Origin of the sequence: Streptomyces sp. HM190 (assembly GCF_009857135.1) — a bacterium.
Lineage (GTDB): Bacteria > Actinomycetota > Actinomycetes > Streptomycetales > Streptomycetaceae > Streptomyces > Streptomyces heilongjiangensis.
On the sequence record NZ_CP047318.1, the window covers coordinates 6,970,465 to 6,989,236 of the forward strand.

Sequence of the window (18,772 nt, forward strand, 5' to 3'; positions counted from 1 at the left end):
CGTGCGGGGTGCGGCGGCCGTGCGAGTCCGGTGGTGTCAGGCTGCCTCGTCGCGCACCCAGGCCAGGACCTGGGGCAGGGCCGGCAGTGCCGCGAAGTGGGCCACGGACGGCTGCAGCACCGCTTTCGCCGTGGGGATCTTCCTGGCGAGCCAGCGGAAGTGGGAGACGGGGGCGAAGATGTCGCGTTCACCGTGCCACAGCATCACGGGCACCGTCCCGTCGATCTCCTTGAGGTCGAACCCCCAGTGCATGCGGAACGCCACCAGGTCGTCCACCCACCCCGTGGGGGCCGGCGGCTGTGCGCGCGGTCCCTCCCCCTGCTCTCCGTTGCCCACCGCGGAGAGGTAGTTCAGCAGCAACTGCCGCCGGATGCCCGCGTTCTCGACGACGACCCGGTCCTCGTCCGGCATCTCCTCACGGAGCGACGCGAGGAACAGCGCGGGATCCCGGCGGATCGTCTCCGCGTTGCGGGCCAGCAGGGAGCCCAGCGCGGTCACGTCGGGCGCGTGGGCGTCCAGCAGGTCGTAGGTCGACACATTGGACTCGGACATGCCCTCACGCCAGTCGAGGCCGTCGTCGGCGTCCGGAGGGGCGAGGGAGACCAGCGCCGCCGCACTCGCCACCTGGCTGCCGAGATTGCGTGCCGCACAGGCCAGCGCGTGGGGTGCGCCGCCGGATCTGCCGACGACCGAGTACTTCTTGAGGTCCAGGTCCTGTGCGATGGTGTTGATGTCGTCGGCGGCGTCGACGACCCTGCGGCCGGGATGACGTTCGGAGCCGCCGTATCCCGGTCGGTCGTAGGCGATCAGGCGGATGCCCAGCTTGTGGAGGTCGAAGGTGCGGGGGCGGGGCCCCAGGCGGCTGCCGGGTGTTCCGTGCAGCAGAAACACCGGGTGTGAGTCGGGATCACCCCATGTCTCATAGGTGATCGCTCGTCCACTGGACGGCGTCTTCACTGTCTTGACCACCCGATGCCCTCCCGTTGCCAGCGACTGTGGACTGGAGTGCGGGACCCCCCAGCATCGCGCAAGGGAGGCCCCGCTCCTAGTAGTTGCTCAGCCGTTCTGGCGAGGTGTGGCGATTAATGGGTATGCGTGGGCCGCTCGGCTGGTCAGGCCCCAAGGTAGTGCACCAGGCCATGGGGCGCCTGAGGAGCGAGGAAAACGTGGTGCGAAGGTGAGCGCCAGGGTGTAGGGGGCCCGTGCCCGTACTGTGCCGCTGCCGTCGTTCCGTCATGCCGGGCACCAGGCAGACGACATGATCACCCGCTCGGGCTAGTACGGAGGGTGACGAGTCGTGAGTGATGCGTATCACCGCCCGGCGGATCGCCGCGGGCGGTGTACTCCGCGTGGTCCGGGCCGGCCGGGCGAAGCCCTTCGGGTCGGGGGCGGAGCCCTTCGGGTCGGCCGGGGGAAGCCCCTCGGGTCGGCCGGGGGAAGCCCCTCGGGTCGGCCGGGGGGAGGCCCCTCGGGTGGGCCGGGGGAAGCCCTTCGGGTCGGCGGGGTGATGGCGTCGGGGGGCAGCCGGGGGATGTCGTGCGGGGCAGCCGGGTGATGTCCCGCAGCGCAGCCGGGTGATGCCGTCCGCCGGGCGGTGAGGCGTGCCCGGAGGGTCCCGTGCGGTGACTGATCCTTTCGTCGGTCAAGAGGATCTTCGGCTCTTGGGCTCTCCGTCGTCTCGTGCCACCGGGATGGGTCATGCGCATCACCTCCAACGCCCCGCCGCTCGTCGCACGCGTCACCGCGCCGCCCGCCGCGCCACCGGTCCTCGTCCCGCTGGCCGTCGTGGCGGGCGCGTTCACGCTCGCCCAACTCGTCCTCGTCCCCCCGGGGATGGGGCTGGGCTGGGACGAGTCGGTGTACGTGAGCCAGGTCAGCCCGCACGCCCCGGCCGCGTTCTTCAGCGCACCCCGCGCGCGCGGGGTTCCGCTGCTGGTCGCGCCGGTCGCCGCGTGGTCGTCGTCCACCGAGCTCCTGCGGGTCTATCTGGCGGTGCTGTCCGGCGCGGGGCTCTACTGCGGGCTGCGCGTGTGGCGCGGGCTGTTCCCCGTGCGGGTGCTGGCGCTCGCGGGCGCGGTGTTCGCCACCTTGTGGGTGACCCTCTTCTACGGCCCGCAGGCCATGCCCAACTACTGGGTCGCCGTCGGAGCGCTGGTCACGACGGGATGCTTCCTGCGGGCACGGGCGGCGCGCACAGCGCCGCGGGTGCGCCCGGTCGGCCGTACGACGCTCTGGGGCGCCGCCGCCGGCAGCGCGCTGATGGCCTGGATGCGGCCCACGGACGCCGTGTGGGTCTGCGTGCCGTTGCTGCTCCTGCCCGCCGTGGCGCGCGGGTGGCGCCTGCCCCGGCTGTCGGCGGCGATGGCGGTGGGACTCGGCACCGGCGCGGGCGCCTGGGTCGTCGAGGCCTACCTCCGTTACGGAGGGCTGGCCCGGCGGCTGGACGACGCCTCACGCATCCAGGGCGGCCTCGGCTGGAACATCGCCGTCGACGACCAGCTGCGCAGCCTCGTGGGGCGCACGCTGTGCCGCCCCTGCACCGGGGACCTGCCGCCCGTGATGATGTACGCCTGGTGGTTCGCCCTGCCCGTGCTCGCCGCGGTCGGGGCGGCCGTGGCCGTCCGGGCCCGACGCGGGGCGCCCACACTGGTCCTGCTGGCCTGCGCCACGACCGCCGCCCTGCCCTACCTCTTCTTCATCGGCTACGCCGCGCCCCGCTTCCTGCTGCCCGCGTACGCCCTGCTCGCGATCCCCCTCGCCGACGGCCTCCTCAGCCTCGTCACCGGGCCGGGCGGGGCGTGGCGGCCGGTGGCGGGGACCCTCGTGGCGCTGGCACTCGTCGCGCACCTCGGGGTGCAGTACTCGGTGCTGACACAGACCGTGGACCGCACCACCGCCGCGCGCCGCGACTGGGACCGGGTCGCCGCCGGCCTCCACCGGCTGGGCGTACGGCCGCCGTGCCTGCTCACCGGCGACAACGCCATCCCCATCGGGTTCTACGCCGGCTGCTCCTCCGCCGCCGTCCGCGGCAACAACGCCAACATCACCCGCGCCGGCATCCTGCGCACCGCCGAACGCGTCCCGGTCGCCACTCTCGTGGCGGGGGACGGCCCCCCGCCCGAGTACGCCCGCTCCTGGCCCGCCCACGAGGTCGCCGGGTTCCGGCTGCACGTGGCGCCGACGGGACCCTAGGGGAGGCCTTCCCCCGGCTGCGGGCGGCGGCAGTTCCGGTCCGCCGCGGGGTACTCCTCAGGGAGCTCCTCGACGGACTCCGGCCCCACGTGCCGCCCGTCCTCCTCGGCGACGGCCCGCGCCTCAGGCGACCGTGCTGCGCCCCACCACCGTGCCCGCCCGGTCGACGCAGATGACGTCGACGGCGACCGGGGCCCCGCGCAGGACCCTCAGGGCCTCGTCGCGGGCCGCCGTCGCCACCAGGTCGCCCAGCGGTACGCCGGCCGCCGCGCACAGCTGGAGCGCGGCGAGCCCGGTGTTGGCGGCGGCCACCTCCGCCGCCAGGGCCGCGTCGGCGCCGCCCCGCCGGGCCAGCTCGGCGAGGAGGCCCGTGTCGACCTGGGAGCGGCCGGAGTGCAGGTCGAGGTGGCCGGCGGCGAGTTTGGAGAGCTTGGCGAAGCCGCCGCAGATCGTCAGACGGTCGACCGGGTGGCGGCGGACGTACTTCAGGACCGCGCCGGCGAAGTCGCCCATGTCCAGCAGCGCGTCCTCGGGGAGCCCGTACTCGGCGACGACCGTCCGCTCCGACGTGGATCCCGTGCACCCGGCGACATGGGTCCGGCCCGCCGCCCGTGCCACGTCCACGCCCCGCCGGATGGAGTCGATCCACGCGGAGCAGGAGTACGGCACCACGATCCCGGTGGTGCCGAGGATGGACAGACCGCCCAGGATGCCGAGCCGGGGGTTCCAGGTGGAGCGGGCGATCTCCTCGCCGTGGTCGACGGAGACGGTGATCTCGACGTCGCCGCTGCCCCCGTACCGTTCCGCGACCTCGGCGACGTGCTCGCGCATCATCCGGCGGGGCACGGGGTTCACGGCCGGTTCGCCGACGGGCAGCGGCAGGCCGGGCCGGGTCACCGTGCCGACACCGGGGCCGGCCCGGAAGACGACCCCCGCCCCGGCGGGCAGCCGCCGTACCGTGGCCCGGACCAGCGCGCCATGGGTGACGTCCGGGTCGTCGCCCGCGTCCTTCACGACACCCGCCATGGCGTGCGCGTCCGTCAGCTCCTCGGCGGCGAGCGCGAACGACGGGGTCTGCCCCTTCGGCAGGGTGATCGTCACCGGGTCGGGGAACTCCCCGGTCAGCAGGGCGGTGTACGCGGCCGTCGTCGCCGCCGTCGCGCAGGCACCGGTGGTCCAGCCGGGCCGCAGCCCGGTGTGCTTGAGTTGGGCCGCGCGACCGCCCTTCGCCGTACCGGCCGACCCGGCGGCGCGCTGCTCGTCACTGCTGTTCACCAACGGACCCGGACCCCCATGCACGTACTGATACTCGGCGGAACCGCGGAGGCCCGCCGCCTCGCCGGACTCCTCCACGGCCTGCCCGGCCTGACGCTGACCAGCTCCCTCGCCGGGCGGGTCACCGGCCCGCGGCTGCCCCCGGGCGAGGTCCGCGTCGGCGGCTTCGGCGGAGCCGAGGGCCTCACCGCGTGGCTGCGGCAGCACCGGGTGGACGCGCTCATCGACGCCACCCACCCTTTCGCCGGGACCATGAGTTTCCACGCGGCGCGGGCCGCCGCCGACGCCCATGTTCCCCTGCTCGCCCTGCGCCGCCCCGGCTGGGTCCCGGCGGACGGCGACGACTGGCACGAGGCCGCGTCCCTGGCGGACGCCGCGACGCTGCTGCCCGCGCTCGGCCGGCGGGTGTTCCTCACCACCGGGCGCCTCGGCCTGGCCGCCTTCGCCGGCCTCGACGAGCTGTGGTTCCTCGTACGGTCCGTGGAGCCGCCCGACGCCCCGCACCCGCCCCGCACGGAGGTCCTCCTGGACCGGGGGCCCTTCACCCTCGACGGGGAGCGGGCACTGCTGCGCCGCCACCGCGTCGACGTGCTCGTGACGAAGGACAGCGGGGGAGCGGCCACCGCGCCGAAGCTCACCGCCGCGCGCGAGGCCGGCCTGCCCGTGGTCGTGGTCCGCCGACCCCCGGTGCCCGAGGGCGTGCCCGTGGCGACGGACCCCGAGACGGCGGCCCGCTGGATCGAGGACCACCTCACGGGCCGCTGACCGGAGCCTGCCCCGTTCCGCTCACTCCTCCTCGCACGCGAGCGCGTTGAGCGCGGCGGCGGCGATGGCGCTGCCGCCGCGACGGCCGCGGACGACGAGGTACTCCAGGCCCGAGGCGTTCGCGGCCAGCGCGTCCTTCGACTCGGCGGCGCCGACGAAGCCGACCGGGACGCCGATGACGGCGGCGGGCCGGGGCGCGCCCTCCTCGATCATCTCCAGGAGGCGGAACAGGGCGGTCGGCGCGTTGCCGACGGCGACGACCGAGCCCTCCAGCCGATCCCGCCACAGTTCGAGCGCGGCGGCACTGCGCGTGGTGCCGAGCTTCGCCGCCAGTGCGGGGACGGCGGGATCGGCGAGGGTGCACACCACGTCGTTGCCGGCGGGCAGCCGCCCGCGGGTCACGCCGCTCGCCACCATCCGGACGTCGGTGAACACGGGTGCCCCGGCGCGCAGCGCCTCGCGGGCGCGGGCCACCACCCGCGGTGAGTACGCCAGGTCCCGTACGAGGTCGACCATGCCGCAGGCGTGGATCATCCGCACGGCGACCCGGCTCACGTCGGCGGGCAGGCCCGCGAGGTCGGCCTCCGCGCGGATGGTGGCGAAGGACCGGCGGTAGATCTCGGCCCCGTCCTTCTCGTAGTCGTACGTGGTCACGGTGCTCTTCTCGCTGCCTTCGGTCGTCCTGCGGCTGTCCTGCGGGCGTCGGCGCCGGGAAGCGGGCCGCGGTGACTCCCGGCCGGGTCCGGGCGCCGGACGGCGAGCATATCCACGGCCGCCGCGGAGGGACGCCCCGCCCTCGGGCGACGCCCCTGCACACCCTCGCCGCGACCCCACGCGCACCCTCGCCGCGCCCTCACGTGCATCCTCCTCGCGTCCCACCCGCGCTTCAGCCGCTTCAGCCGCGCGGCGCCGGTCGTTCTGCCACGCTGACGGACATGACGGTGCAGAGATCCCCTCGGTTCGCGCAGTTCACCCGCCCCGACGACGTCACCCCGAAGCTGCGCGAGGAACTCACCGACTGCTGGGAGGACGTGGCCAACGCGGGCGGCGCGGTCCTCGCCGAGGAGTTCCCCCCGCTGCCGGTGAGCACGCACGACGTCGCGCCCGTCGTCGACGGCCTCGTCGGCACCCTGCATCCCGGGCGCGGCAGGCTCCTCGTCGCGACCGCCGGCGGCTCGCTCGCCGGCTGGCTGATCCTCCGCCGCGAACCGCACCCGCTCGGCGCGCACTGCGGCACGGTCAACCACGTCCAGACCCGTCCGCGCTTCCGGGGCCTCGGCATCGGCGCCGGGCTGATGCACCGCGTCCGTGACATCGCACGGGACGAGATGGGCCTGGAGCGCCTGCAGTTGTCCACCCGCGGCGGGCTGGGGCTGGAGGACTTCTACCGCAAGGTGGGCTGGGAGGAGGTCGGCCGCTGGCCCGGCGCGCTGCGCATCGCCCCCGGCGACGACCGGGACGCCGTCCTGATGAGCCTCGCCCTGTGAGCCCTTCATCCCTCCGACGCGTCCGCGCGTAACGGGGGCGGCGACGGCGTGGCCCCCTCGGGGTGACCGCCGGGGCGGGGGCGGTGGCCGTCTGCCTCCGGTGGACGGCGGCCCCCCACGGCCGTCGCGACCGGCGGCGACCGCTCCGCGGCGCAGCTGTGCGTGGCGACCGTGCCGGACGCCTGGTCCGGCACGGTCGACCGCCTTCCTCCTGCCCCGCACCCACCCCGACGCGGCCTGCACGGGCCACCCCCGGACGCCTCACCCCGGGTAGGGGCCCCGGCCGCGCGTACGGGTCCCCTCAGAACGCCGCCCGGATGATCCCCACCGTGCGTTCCAGGTGCGGCTCGGCGCGATCGGCGCGGTGCGCGACCGCCAGGTCCACGCGCGCGTCGGACCCGGTCAGGGGCAGGTACGCGACGCCGTCGAGCGCCAGCGCGGTCACCGGCTCCGGTACGACCGCGACGCCGAGGCCCCCGGCCACCAGCGTGACCAGCGTCGACGTCTCGCCGACCTCGTGCCGGACGTGCGGCTCGACCCCGGCGCCGCGCAGGAGGGCCATCACGACGTCGTACATCACCGACCGGCGGTCGGCGGAGTGCACGATCAGGTCGGTCCCGGCCAGGTCCGCCACCCGCAGCCGCTTCCGGCGGGCGAGCGGATGGTCGACCGGCACGGCGACGACGAGCCGGTCCCGGCGCAGGGCGTGCACGGTGAGCGAGGGATCCGTCGACGGCGGGCGCAGCAGCGCGACGTCGATCGCGCCGGTGCGCAGCGCCTCGACCTGGTCGGGCGCGAGCATCTCGCCGCGGAAGGAGAAGTCGACACCGGGCAGCGCCTCCGAGAGCCGCCGCGAGAGCGCGGGCAGGAGGCTGTACGTCGCCGAGCCCACGCACCCGATCGCGAGGTGCCCCACCGTCCCGGCGGCGACGCGCCGGGCGTGGTGACCGGCCTCGTCGACGTCGGCGAGGATCGCCCGCGCCCGCGCGAGATAGGCGCGGCCGGCCTCGGTGAGGTCCACCCGGCGGGTGGTGCGGCGGAGCAGCTCGACACCCAGCTCGGCCTCCAGTTGCCGGATCTGCTGGGAGAGCGGCGGCTGGGCCATGTGGAGCCGCTCGGCGGCCCGCCCGAAGTGACGCTCCTCGGCCACCGCCACGAAGTACCTCAGGTGCCGCAGATCCATATGTCGTCCCTATCAATCGGGTCGGATATGCGTACTTCAGAATATCGCGGGGCTGGATTAGCGTCCCTGCCATGAGTGCTTTCATCTACGCCGCGACGCGGACGCCGTTCGGCCGCTTCAACGGCGCGCTGGCCGGTGTCCGCCCCGACGACCTCGCCGCCGCCGCGATCACCTCGACGCTCGCGACGGTGCCCGGACTCGACCCGGCCGCGATCGACGACGTGGTGTGGGGCAACGCCAACGGCGCCGGCGAGGAGAACCGCAACGTCGGCCGGATGGCCGCGCTGCTCGCCGGGCTCCCGGTGAGCGTGCCGGGCAGCACGGTCAACCGGCTGTGCGGGTCCAGCCTCGACGCGGCGATGACGGCCAGCCGGCTGGTCGAGTCCGGCGACGCCGAGGTGGTGCTGACCGGCGGCGTGGAGTCGATGACGCGCGCCCCCTGGGTGCTGCCCAAGCCGGCGAAGGGGTTCCCGGCCGGCGACGTCACCGCGGTCTCGACGACGCTCGGCTGGCGGCTGGTCAACCCGCGCATGCCGAAGGAGTGGACGGTCAGCCTCGGCGAGGCCAACGAGCGGCTCCGGGAACGCTTCGGCATCACCCGCGAACGGCAGGACGCGTTCGCCGCCCGCTCCCACCGGCTCGCCCACGCGGCCTGGGAGTCGGGCTTCTACGACGGCCTGGTGGCGCCCGTCGAGGGCGTCGACCTCACCCGTGACGAGGGCATCCGCGCCGGCTCCACCCCGGAGGTGCTCGCCGGGCTCAAGCCGGTGTTCCGCACCCCGGAGCAGGGCGGCACCATCACCGCGGGCAACGCGAGCCCGCTCAACGACGGTGCCTCGGCGGTGCTGATCGGCAGCGAGACGGCCGCGGCGGCCATCGGCGCCGACCCGGTCGCCCGGATCGCCGGGCGCGGGGTGATGGCGCTGGAGCCGCAGGACTTCGGCTACGCGCCGGTCGAGGCGGCGAACCGGGCGCTGGCCCGCGCCGGGATCGGCTGGGACCAGGTGGGCGCGGTCGAGATCAACGAGGCGTTCGCCGTGCAGTCCCTCGCCTGCCTCGACGCGTGGAAGGTCGACCCCGCCGTCGTCAACCAGAAGGGCGGAGCCATCGCCATCGGTCACCCCCTGGGTGCCTCGGGCGGCCGTGTCCTCGGCACACTGGCCAAGGTGCTGCGGGAGACGGGGCAGCGCTACGGCGTCGCCGCGATCTGCATCGGGGTCGGCCAGGGTCTGGCCGTCGTCCTGGAGAACTGCGCCGTGACGGGGGTGAGGGCATGAGCAGGGCGGAGATCCTGCGGAGCGCCGACGAGGCGGTCGCCGGCATCGAGGACGGCTCCACGGTGCTCGTGGGCGGCTTCGGCCTGGCCGGCATGCCGTTCGACCTGATCGACGCGCTCATCCGGCAGGGCGCGAAGGACCTCACCGTCGTGTCCAACAACGCCGGCAACGGCGACGTCGGGCTCGCCGCGCTCCTCGCCGCGGGCCGGGTGCGCAAGGTGCTCTGCTCCTTCCCGCGCCAGGCCGACTCCTGGGTCTTCGACGACCTCTACCGCGCGGGGAAGGTCGAACTGGAGGTCGTGCCGCAGGGCAATCTCGCCGAGCGGATGCGCGCGGCCGGTGCCGGCATCGGCGCGTTCTACTGCCCGACCGGGGTCGGCACCCCGCTGGCCGAGGGCAAGGAGGAGCGGGAGATCGACGGCCGGAAGTACCTGCTGGAGTACCCGATCAAGGGCGACTACGCGCTGATCGGTGCCCACCGCGCGGACACGATGGGCAACCTCGTCTACCGGAAGACCGCCCGGAACTTCGGACCGGTCATGGCCACCGCCGCGACGACCACCATCGTCCAGGTCGATGAGGTCGTCGAGGCCGGGCAGCTCGACCCCGAGGCCGTGGCCACCCCGTCCATCTACGTCGACCGGATCGTCCAGGTCGAGGCCCGTCACTACACCGTGCAGGGGGCGCGATGACCACCACACCGACGACCACGCCGGACGCCGCGCCGCCGGTCGGCGCCGACCACCGGCTGTCGATGGACGAACTGGCCGCCGTCATCGCACGCGACATCCCGGCGGGCGCCTTCGTCAACCTCGGGATCGGCCAGCCCACCAAGATCGCCGACCATCTGCCGGCCGGCTCCGGTGTGGTGCTGCACACCGAGAACGGCATGCTCAACATGGGGCCGAAGGCCGAGGGAGACGTCGTCGACCCCGACCTGACCAACGCCGGCAAGGTCCCGGTGACCGAACTGCCGGGCGCGGCGTACTTCCACCACGCCGACTCCTTCGCGATGATGCGCGGCGGCCACCTCGACGTGTGCGTGCTCGGGGCGTACCAGGTCGCGTTCGACGGCGACCTCGCCAACTGGCACACCGGGGAGCCCGACGCCATCCCCGCCGTCGGCGGCGCCATGGACCTCGCCATCGGCGCCAAGGACGTCTACGTGATGATGACGCTGTTCACGCGCTCCGGTGAGCCGAAGCTGGTGCCCCGCTGCACCTATCCGCTCACCGGCGTCGGCTGCGTCAGCCGCGTCTACACGGACTGCGGGGTCTTCGACGTCGGCCCCGAGGGGGTACGGATCCGGCAGACGTACGGCGTCACCGCCGCCGAACTGGCGGAGCGCCTCGGCATCGCGCTCCCCCGGCCCGCGAACACGCTCCCGTAGGGCCGATCACGCCCGCTCCTCCGTGCCCCGGCGGGCCGCGACGGGGGCCCGGAGGGGGAGCGCGGCCGGCGCGGCGACGAGCAGCGCGACCGCCACCAGAAGCCCACTCGCCCAGATCGGCCCGAGGACCCCGGCCCGGCTGCCGAGGGCGGCAGCGGCGACGACGGGACCGGCGGCGGCGCCGACGTTGAGCGCCGCCGTCGCGTACGAGCCGGCCATGGTCGGGGCTCCCGACGCCTCGTGCAGGACGCGTGCGATCAGCGTGCCGCCCACCGCGAACGACAGGGCGCCCTGCACGCACACGAGGACGAACAGCGCGACCGGCTCCTCCGCCAGCAGCGCCAGGGCCGCCCAGCCGAGGAGCAGCAACGGCCCGCCGACCGCGAGGACGTGCCTGGGACGCCGGTCGGAGAGCCGGCCGGCGACGGTCACGCCCACGAAGGCGCCGGCGCCGAAGAGCATCAGGGCGACGGAGACCCACCACGCGCCCAGCCCGGCGGTGCCGGTCACCACGAGGGCGAGGAAGGTGAGGGCGCCGAACGTCGCCGCGTTCACCAGCGCGCCCAGCAGCATCACCAGGAGCAGCCGTGGCCGGGTCAGCCGGGACAGTTCGGTGCGGAGGGAGGGCCGGCCGGCCGTCCCGTCGCCGTCGCGCCCCGCGGGGATCCCCTTCAGGATGCCGAGGGCCGCGGGCAGACAGAGCGCGGCGACCGCCCAGAACGGGGCCCGCCAGCCGAGCGACGCGCCGAGCAGCGCCCCGCCGGGGACACCGGCGACCGTGGCCACCGTCGTGCCCGACAGCAGCACGGCCGTCGCGCGTCCCTTCCGGTCGGGCGGGACCAGCGCGGCGGCGGCCGTCAGAGCGACGGCGAGGAACCCCGCGTTCGCGACCGCGGCGACGACCCGGGTGACGAACAGGACGGCGAAGCTCGTGGTGAGGGCGCCCACGACATGAGCGCCCGCGAAGACGAGGACGAACCAGAAGAGGCCGGAGCGCGGGGGCCGGTCGCGGGTGAGCGCGGCCACCAGGGGAGCGCCGACGACCATGCCGACCGCGAAGGCCGACGTGAGGGTGCCCGCCGTCCCGACCGGGACGCCTAGATCGGAGGCGATGTCCGGCAGGAGACCGGCGAGCAGGAACTCCGAGGTGCCCATGGCGAAGACCGCCATGGCGAGCAGATACAGGGGTAGAGGCATCGAGTGGCTCCGGGTGAGGAGAGGCACGAGAGGGTCTTCTCGTCACCGCGGCCGGCCCCCGGCGCACCCTCGTCCCACCGCGTGGCGCGGTACGACGACGGGTGAGGGGTTCAGTGGGGCAGGGGGCTGACGGCGTGACCGAAAGCCCCCGCGTCATCCGACTCGGGACTCGACATGTCCGGCACGCTACCCGACCGGACCGCGACCCGGCAGCCGCGTTTCCCGGGCTTCCGCCCCGGCCCCTGTGCGACCCGAAGACGACCTCCTCCAGCCACTCGGCGGGGGTCGACCCGACGGGTGCCGGATGGGTGTGCGCGGGCCGGGCTTCCAGGCTGGGGGCATGACACACCGTGCGCGGCCCGAGGAGCCCGACACCCCCCTCGCCTCGGCGGCCGACGTACCCGGCCGTGACGTCGTCCCCCGCCGGGGCGACTTCCTGGAGTTCCTCGGTCTGGCGCTGGCGGCGGGCACCGTCGTCCTGGTCGTCGTCCGCCCGGAGGTCCCCGAGGCGCTGGTGCACGCCCTCGCCTCGGGGACGGCCGGGCTCGTCCGCTGAGCCGCCGCACGAGCACCCCCGGTCCGCCACGGACCGCCGAGGAAGGGAACCCGGTGAACACCGCATCCGCTCCGACGACGGAGGAGTCCCCCGAGACGTCGCTGTCCGCCCGGGAGACGGTCAGGGCGCTGTACGCGTACGTCCGCCCCCACCGGTGGGCCGTCGTGCTCGGCCTGCTGTGCGCCCTGGTGGGGGCCGCCGGGGCGCTGCTGCAGCCGCTGGCCACGAAGGCGCTGGTGGACCGGATGGCCTCCGGCGGGACGATCACCGGCATCCTGATCGGGCTCACCGTGCTCGTGGTGGTGGGCACCGCGGTCGAGGCGTTCGGCGCGTACGTGCTGGAGCGGACGGCGGAGTCGGTGGTCCTGGCCGCTCGACGCACCGTGGTGGGGCGGCTGTTGCGGCTGCGGATCGCGGAGTGGGAGCGGATCCCGCCGGGTGATCTGATGTCCCGCGTCACCTCGGACACGACGCTGCTGCGGGCGGTCAGCACGCAGGCGGTGGTCTCCGCGGCCACGGGCACGGTCGCCCTCGTCGCTGCGGTCGTGATGATGGCGTTCCTGGACGCCGTGCTGCTCGGCGTGACCCTCGGCGTGGTCGTGCTGGTCGGCGCGGCCCTCGCGCTGGTGATGCCGCGGATCGCGCGGGCCACCGAACGGTCCCAGCGGGCCGTCGGTGAGATCTCCGTCGCGCTGGAGCGGGCCTTCGGGGCGTTCCGCACGGTGAAGGCGTCCGGTGCCGAGGGACGGGAGACCGCCCGGGTGGAGGCGGCGGCGCGGCGGGCCTGGCGGCACGGCGTGCGGAGCGCGAAGTGGGAGTCCGCGGCGGGCTCGGCCGACGAACTCGCCGTCCAGCTGGCCTTCCTCGCGGTGCTCGCGGTCGGCGGGGCGCGCGTGGCGTCAGGGCAGATCCCGGTCTCCACCCTCATCGCCTTCCTGCTGTACCTCTTCTACCTGATGGAGCCGGTGTCGCGGCTGGTCGACGCCGTGTCCTCCTACCAGGAGGGGTCGGCCGCCGTCTCCCGGATCGCGGCCGTGGAACGCCTGGCGACGGAGCCGGTCTCCGGGCGGCAGGACGCCCCGCCCCGGCGGGCGGCGGCGGTGCCGGGCCCGGCGTCGGTCCGCTTCGAGGACGTGTCCTTCCGCTACCGGCCCGGACAGCCCTACGTCCATCACCGGGTGACCTTCGAGGTGCCGGGCGCCGGGACGACGGCCTTCGTGGGGCCGTCGGGGGCGGGCAAGTCGACGGTGTTCGCGCTCATCGAGCGGTTCCACGAGGTCACCGGCGGTCGGGTGCTCGTCGACGGCGAGGACGTACGGCACTGGTCGCTGCCCCGGCTGCGGGCCGCGATCGGGTACGTCGAGCAGGACGCCCCGGTGCTGGCCGGCACGCTCCGCGAGAACCTGGTCTTCGCGGCGCCCGGCGCGAGCGACGACGACATCGGTGACGTCCTGGCCCGGACGAGGCTCGACGCCCTCGTCGAGCGTCTGCCCCACGGCCTCGACACCCCGGTCGGACACCGCGGTTCGAAGCTGTCGGGCGGTGAGCGGCAGCGCGTGGCCGTCGCCCGCGCGCTGCTGCGCAGGCCCCGCCTGCTCCTCCTGGACGAGGCGACGTCGCAGCTCGACGCCGTCAACGAGCTGGCGCTGCGGGACGTCCTCGCGGAGGTGGCGCGGGAGACCACCGTGCTGGTGGTGGCCCACCGCCTGTCGACGGTGACGGATGCCGAGCGGATCGTCGTGATGGAGGCCGGACGGGTCCGCGCCGTCGGCACCCACGAGGAACTGGTGGCCGAGGACGCGCTGTACGCACGGCTGGCCGCCACCCAGCTCCTGGCCCCCGCCCGCTGACGCAGGCGGCGCCGAGCAGCCCGGTCGCGGCCGCCGCCGTCGGACACGTCACCGCCGCCGCACTCAGCGGGTGACGCGGCGTCACCCGTGTGTGGCGGCGGCGACCAGGGCGCTGCCCGGGGGCGTCGCGGCCGCGTCGCTCAGTCCGCGTCGGCGACGATCGAGCCGACGCGTTCGGCGAGGGCCGGGTCGCGGCGCACCAGGAGGGTCGCGTAGCCGACGGCGGCGAGCAGCGTGGCGATCGCCGCGTACGGGAACCAGTTGTACGGCGCGGGCTGGCCGGGCTTGGCGAGGTAGTAGAGCGGCACCAGGATGGCGACCGTGCCGACCGCGGGCAGCAGCAGGTGCCGTACCACCCGGAACTCCTGGGGGCGGTATCTGCGGTAGTACAGCGGCAGCGCGATGTTGGACGCCAGGTACACCAGCAGGATCAGGATGGCGCCCAGCGTCGAGGACTCGGTGAAGAAGACCACCGGGTTCATCGGGCCGCCGCCCGGCCCCAGCAGATGGCCGAGGCCCCAGCCGCCGATGATCAGCAGCGCGACGGCGGTGAAGGTGACGATCGCGTTGTTCGGGGTGCGCCGGGTGGGGTGCACATAGCCGAAGAAGGACGGCAGCAGGCCCTCCCGGCCGGCGTTGAACACGAGACGGGCCTGGGAGTTGATGCCCGCGATCAGCACGCCGAGGGTGGAGGTCAGACCGCCGAGGTAGGCGAGGAACGCCAGGGCGCCGAGGGTGTCGTCGGCCACCTCGATGAAGGGGATCCGGGAGTCGCCGAGCGCGTTCACGTCGTAGCCGAATCCGGTCACGGTGGCGTAGGCGAAGAGGATGTAGCTCACCGTCATGATGGCGACGGAGGAGAACACCGCGCGGCCGACGTTGCGCCGCGGGTTCTCCGTCTCCTCGGCGAGCGCCGCCGAGTTCTCCCAGCCGATGAACAGGTACACCGCCAGCGGGAAGCCCGCCGCCAGCCCCTTGAATCCGTCGCTGATGCGGCTGGGCAGGAACGGGTCGAAGGACAGCGCGCCCCGGTGCTCGACCAGCGCCGCCACCGAGACCACGACCAGCACGAGCATCTCGGCGCCGAAGAAGTAGCCGGCCCACTTCGTGGAGACCACCACCCCGCGCAGCATCAGCACCACCGCCAGCCCGGTGAGCAGCAGCGTCCAGATGATCCACGGCAGGTCCACGCCGGTGTAGTGGTGCAGGGTGATCTGCACGAACCCACCGGAGATCGAGACGACGCCGGCCATCGCGATGATGTAGCCCACCGCCGCCAGCAGCGCCGTGGTCACCGCGCTGACCGGCCCGAACGTCCGGCCGACGAACGTGATGAAGCTGCCCGCCGACGGGTGCGCCCGGGAGAACTCCGCCAGCGTGTTGCCGAGGAGCGCCACGGCGACGCCCGCCGCCGCGATGGTCAGCGGCGACGCCACGCCCGCGGTGGTGGCGAGGAAGGCGAAGCCGAAGAAGAAACTCATGGCCGGACCGACGTTGGCCATGGTGGCGGCGGCGATGTCCGCCATGCCGAGGACGCCGCCGCGCAGCCGCTGGGGCGCGCCGTCGGCGGGGCCCGGCGGGGACAGCGGACCGGCTCCGGGGTGGGGCATGGCGGCTACTCCTCGTGCGGTGGTGTGGCGTGGTGGGTGCGCGGGCTGTCGGCGACGGGACGGTCGGGCTGGCGGGGACCGGGTGTCAGCCGTGCCCGGAACGCTGGTGCGCCTTCACCGCCCGCACGGCCCGGTCGGTCGCGCCCCGCGCCAGTTCGGTGAGGAGCGCGGTGTGACAGCCGTTCCGCTCCCGCACCGCCTCGGGCCGTGGCGCGGGCAGCAGCAGGCACAGGCGGCCGAGCAGGTCGGCGGCGAAATCGCGGATCCCGGGACCGCCGAGCACCTCCGCGAGGTCCAGGTGGAAGCGGGTCTCCAGCTCGGCCAGGTGCTCCGGGTCGTCCGTCCTCTCCATGTCCGCCACCAGGGCGCGCAGTCCGTCCAGTCGCTCGTCCGGCACCTCGCCCGCGCCGTGCGCCACGAGGCCGCACTCCAGCAGCAGGTGGAAGGCGTCCAGCGAGGCCGCCTCCTCGGTGTCGTGCAACAGGGCGACGACGGTGTCCCAGCCCTGCGCGACGAAGGTTCCGCCGGCCCGGCCGCGCCTGCGGTCGAGCAGACCGTCCTGGCACATGCCCTCCAGTGCCCGGCGCACGGTGATCTCACTGATCCCCAGCTCCTCGGCGAGGACACCGGCGTCCGGCAGCCGGTCACCGGGACGCAGCACGCGCAGTCGGATCCGCAGCGCGATCCGCGACCGGACGAGATCGGATCCGCTCCGGCCCCCGAGGGGCAGCACACGGGTGTGTCCCACACCGGTGGCCGGGGCCGTAGGAGCGAGGCCCGGCTGGTTGTAGGGCCCGAACTTGCCCGCTGCGTTCACCACGGCGCCACCCTAACGGCCTGCTGATCGCGGCCGGGGCCCGGCGCGGGACCTGCTCCGTGGGGGCGCGGGAGGTTCCCGCGACGGGGTCGTGGTGCGGTGCATCGGTGCTCCCAGGGCGAGGGGACGTCGGCAGGGGAGGGCACGGTGGCGGATCGATGCAGAGAAAATTAGAGCAAGGTGAACAGTTAAACAAGACCCGCCCGACGGCCTGTCCACGGTCTCCCGCGGAGCGGCGCCGGTGGTCGGGTCGACGGTCATGTGATCACGCCCCTGAGCAGGGAATTCGGGCTCCGGGGGAGGTGTCGCCGGACCTCTGTGCGGTGCGCGCGGGCCGGGCGTACGAGGGTGCCGCGCCCCCGGGGGGACGTGCACGGGCGCCGGCCACCCGGCGACGGGACCCCTTGTTTTTTTAGATCGTGCTGAACTATTTTCCTGACCGCCGCCGGTACGACCGGTCCGGCAGCCACCGGGTCAGGGGCCGCGGTCCACCATGCCCTCCCCACGACCGTGATCGCCACCCGCCCCTCACCCGGCACCTCCCACGCCCGCCCCGCGGAACCCGTGCGGCGAACCCGGCCGCTCCCGCGGAACCCTCCCTCGTCCCCATCTGCCTCTGGATGTCGAGATGACCACACGTCCCCCCGTCCCCACCCTCGATCGGGCGACCAGCGCGGACGGCGCTCCCGAAGGATCCGGCCTGCGGGCCGGGCTCAAGGACCGCCACCTGTCGATGATCGCGATCGGTGGTGTCATCGGCGCCGGCCTGTTCGTCGGCTCCGGCTCGGGCATCGCCGCCGCGGGCCCCGGAATCCTGATCTCGTACGCCCTCGTCGGCGCCCTCGTCGTCCTCGTGATGCGGATGCTGGGCGAGATGGCGGCCGCCAACCCCACCTCCGGCTCGTTCTCCGCGTACGCCGACCGGGCGCTCGGCCGCTGGGCCGGCTTCACCATCGGCTGGCTGTACTGGTTCTTCTGGGTGGTGGTGCTCGCCGTGGAGGCGACCGCCGGCGCCAAGATCCTCACCGGGTGGATCCCCGCGGTCCCGCAGTGGGGCTGGGCACTGATCGTCATGGTCGTGCTCACCGCGACCAACCTCGGCTCGGTCGGCTCCTACGGCGAGTTCGAGTTCTGGTTCGCCGGGATCAAGGTCGTCGCCATCGCCGCGTTCATCGTGGTCGGCGGGCTCGCCGTCTTCGGCCTGCTGCCCGGCTCGGACCACCCGGCGACGGGCCTGTCCAACCTCACCGCGCACGGCGGGTTCCTGCCCCACGGGCCAGGGGCGATCCTCACGGGCATCCTGATGGTCGTCTTCTCCTTCATGGGCAGTGAGATCGTCACCCTCGCCGCCGGTGAGACCGAGAACCCGCGGGCCGCGGTCACCAAGGCCACCAACAGCGTGATCTGGCGGATCGCGGTGTTCTACCTGGGCTCCATCCTGGTCGTGGTGTCGCTGCTGCGCTGGGACGACCCGGCGATCCTCAAGGACGGCTCGTACGTGGCCGCGCTGAACTCCATCGGCATCCCGCACGCCGGCCAGATCATGAACGCGATCGTGCTCACCTCGGTGCTGTCCTGCCTCAACTCGGGCCTGTACACGGCGTCCCGGATGGCGTTCTCGCTCGGCCGCCGCGGCGACGCGCCGGTCCCGTTCGCCCGCACCACCGGCCGCGGTGTGCCGCGGGCGGCGATCCTGGCCTCGGTGGTCTTCGGCTTCGTGGCGGTCGCCTTCAACTACCTGTGGCCGGACACGGTCTTCCAGTTCCTGCTCAACTCCTCCGGTGCGATCGCCCTGTTCGTCTGGCTGGTGATCTGCTTCTCCCAGCTGCGGATGCGCAGGATCATCCAGCGGGAGACGCCGGACCGGCTGGTCGTCAGGATGTGGCTCTACCCGTATCTGACCTGGGCCACCATCGCGATGATCACGTTCGTCCTGTGCTACATGCTCACCGACACCGCGGACGGCGGCGGCCGCGACCAGGTGGTCCTGTCCACCCTGGTGGCCGTGGGCGTCCTGGGTGTCGCCCTGCTCCGCGACCGCCTGCGCCGCGACCGGGCGCACGACGCCGTCACCCCCTCCTGAGGTCGCTGACGCTCGAAGCGCTGCTCGGCGGCCGGGGGCGTCACCGTCCCCCGGCCGCCGGGCTCGCCGTCGTGACCCGGGGACGGGCGT

Annotated in this window: 16 protein-coding genes; 9 read left to right on the forward strand and 7 right to left on the reverse strand. The window is 74.2% G+C overall.

The window, feature by feature from the left end:
• Positions 1-36 precede the first annotated feature (36 nt).
• On the reverse strand, positions 37-969 hold the full coding sequence (locus GSY65_RS29795) for an alpha/beta fold hydrolase (RefSeq protein ID WP_159774439.1): 933 nt from the start codon (positions 967-969) through the stop codon (positions 37-39).
• 729 nt (positions 970-1,698) lie between these two features.
• Here GSY65_RS29795 and GSY65_RS29800 point away from each other — a divergent pair.
• Complete coding sequence (locus GSY65_RS29800; RefSeq protein ID WP_443043264.1) at positions 1,699-3,192, forward strand: hypothetical protein; 1,494 nt, start codon at positions 1,699-1,701, stop codon at positions 3,190-3,192.
• A gap of 123 nt (positions 3,193-3,315) precedes the next feature.
• Here GSY65_RS29800 and GSY65_RS29805 read toward each other — a convergent pair whose 3' ends face one another.
• Positions 3,316-4,467, reverse strand: coding sequence for a cobalt-precorrin-5B (C(1))-methyltransferase (locus tag GSY65_RS29805; RefSeq protein ID WP_159774441.1), 1,152 nt, complete (start codon positions 4,465-4,467; stop codon positions 3,316-3,318).
• Positions 4,468-4,485: 18 nt separating this feature from the next.
• On the opposite strand from GSY65_RS29805, the gene GSY65_RS29810 reads away from it, so the two are divergent.
• On the forward strand, positions 4,486-5,232 hold the full coding sequence (locus GSY65_RS29810) for a cobalt-precorrin-6A reductase (protein WP_159774443.1): 747 nt from the start codon (positions 4,486-4,488) through the stop codon (positions 5,230-5,232).
• A 21-nt stretch (positions 5,233-5,253) separates the two neighbouring features.
• Here GSY65_RS29810 and GSY65_RS29815 read toward each other — a convergent pair whose 3' ends face one another.
• Positions 5,254-5,886 carry a precorrin-8X methylmutase gene (locus tag GSY65_RS29815; RefSeq protein ID WP_159774444.1) on the reverse strand — a complete coding sequence of 211 codons (633 nt, stop codon included), beginning with the start codon at positions 5,884-5,886 and terminating at the stop codon, positions 5,254-5,256.
• A gap of 281 nt (positions 5,887-6,167) precedes the next feature.
• On the opposite strand from GSY65_RS29815, the gene GSY65_RS29820 reads away from it, so the two are divergent.
• On the forward strand, positions 6,168-6,719 hold the full coding sequence (locus GSY65_RS29820; protein ID WP_159774446.1) for a GNAT family N-acetyltransferase: 552 nt from the start codon (positions 6,168-6,170) through the stop codon (positions 6,717-6,719).
• Positions 6,720-7,020: 301 nt separating this feature from the next.
• On the opposite strand, the gene GSY65_RS29825 is transcribed toward GSY65_RS29820, so the two are convergent.
• The gene (locus GSY65_RS29825) at positions 7,021-7,902 is read right to left on the reverse strand and encodes a LysR substrate-binding domain-containing protein (RefSeq protein ID WP_159774448.1); all 882 of its coding nucleotides are present in this window, start codon (positions 7,900-7,902) and stop codon (positions 7,021-7,023) included.
• 71 nt (positions 7,903-7,973) lie between these two features.
• On the opposite strand from GSY65_RS29825, the gene GSY65_RS29830 reads away from it, so the two are divergent.
• Genes GSY65_RS29830 through GSY65_RS29840 form a run of 3 tightly spaced genes read left to right on the forward strand, consistent with a single transcriptional unit; the run spans position 7,974 to position 10,569 of the window.
• On the forward strand, positions 7,974-9,179 hold the full coding sequence (locus GSY65_RS29830) for a thiolase family protein (RefSeq protein WP_159774450.1): 1,206 nt from the start codon (positions 7,974-7,976) through the stop codon (positions 9,177-9,179).
• Positions 9,176-9,871, forward strand: a complete 696-nt coding sequence (locus GSY65_RS29835; protein ID WP_159774452.1) for a 3-oxoacid CoA-transferase subunit A — start codon at positions 9,176-9,178, stop codon at positions 9,869-9,871. Before GSY65_RS29830 ends, GSY65_RS29835 begins: the two co-directional genes overlap by 4 nt.
• Positions 9,868-10,569 (forward strand): 3-oxoacid CoA-transferase subunit B, encoded by a 702-nt coding sequence (locus GSY65_RS29840; RefSeq protein WP_159774453.1) that lies wholly within the window; start codon positions 9,868-9,870, stop codon positions 10,567-10,569. Before GSY65_RS29835 ends, GSY65_RS29840 begins: the two co-directional genes overlap by 4 nt.
• A 6-nt stretch (positions 10,570-10,575) precedes the next feature.
• Here GSY65_RS29840 and GSY65_RS29845 read toward each other — a convergent pair whose 3' ends face one another.
• On the reverse strand, positions 10,576-11,766 hold the full coding sequence (locus GSY65_RS29845) for a Cmx/CmrA family chloramphenicol efflux MFS transporter (RefSeq protein ID WP_159774455.1): 1,191 nt from the start codon (positions 11,764-11,766) through the stop codon (positions 10,576-10,578).
• Positions 11,767-12,106: 340 nt separating this feature from the next.
• Here GSY65_RS29845 and GSY65_RS29850 point away from each other — a divergent pair, with 340 nt between their 5' ends.
• Both GSY65_RS29850 and GSY65_RS29855 read left to right on the forward strand, forming a co-directional pair.
• Positions 12,107-12,322, forward strand: a complete 216-nt coding sequence (locus GSY65_RS29850; RefSeq protein WP_159774457.1) for a hypothetical protein — start codon at positions 12,107-12,109, stop codon at positions 12,320-12,322.
• A 53-nt stretch (positions 12,323-12,375) separates the two neighbouring features.
• Positions 12,376-14,172 (forward strand): ABC transporter ATP-binding protein, encoded by a 1,797-nt coding sequence (locus tag GSY65_RS29855; protein WP_159774459.1) that lies wholly within the window; start codon positions 12,376-12,378, stop codon positions 14,170-14,172.
• A 140-nt stretch (positions 14,173-14,312) separates the two neighbouring features.
• Here GSY65_RS29855 and GSY65_RS29860 read toward each other — a convergent pair whose 3' ends face one another.
• Together GSY65_RS29860 and GSY65_RS29865 are read right to left on the reverse strand one after the other, a co-directional pair.
• Positions 14,313-15,782, reverse strand: a complete 1,470-nt coding sequence (locus tag GSY65_RS29860) for an APC family permease (RefSeq protein ID WP_159774461.1) — start codon at positions 15,780-15,782, stop codon at positions 14,313-14,315.
• An 85-nt stretch (positions 15,783-15,867) separates the two neighbouring features.
• Positions 15,868-16,602 carry a FadR/GntR family transcriptional regulator gene (locus GSY65_RS29865; protein ID WP_159774463.1) on the reverse strand — a complete coding sequence of 245 codons (735 nt, stop codon included), beginning with the start codon at positions 16,600-16,602 and terminating at the stop codon, positions 15,868-15,870.
• A gap of 625 nt (positions 16,603-17,227) precedes the next feature.
• Between GSY65_RS29865 and GSY65_RS29870 the strand changes: the two genes are divergently transcribed.
• Complete coding sequence (locus GSY65_RS29870) at positions 17,228-18,682, forward strand: amino acid permease (protein ID WP_201452711.1); 1,455 nt, start codon at positions 17,228-17,230, stop codon at positions 18,680-18,682.
• Positions 18,683-18,772 lie beyond the last annotated feature (90 nt).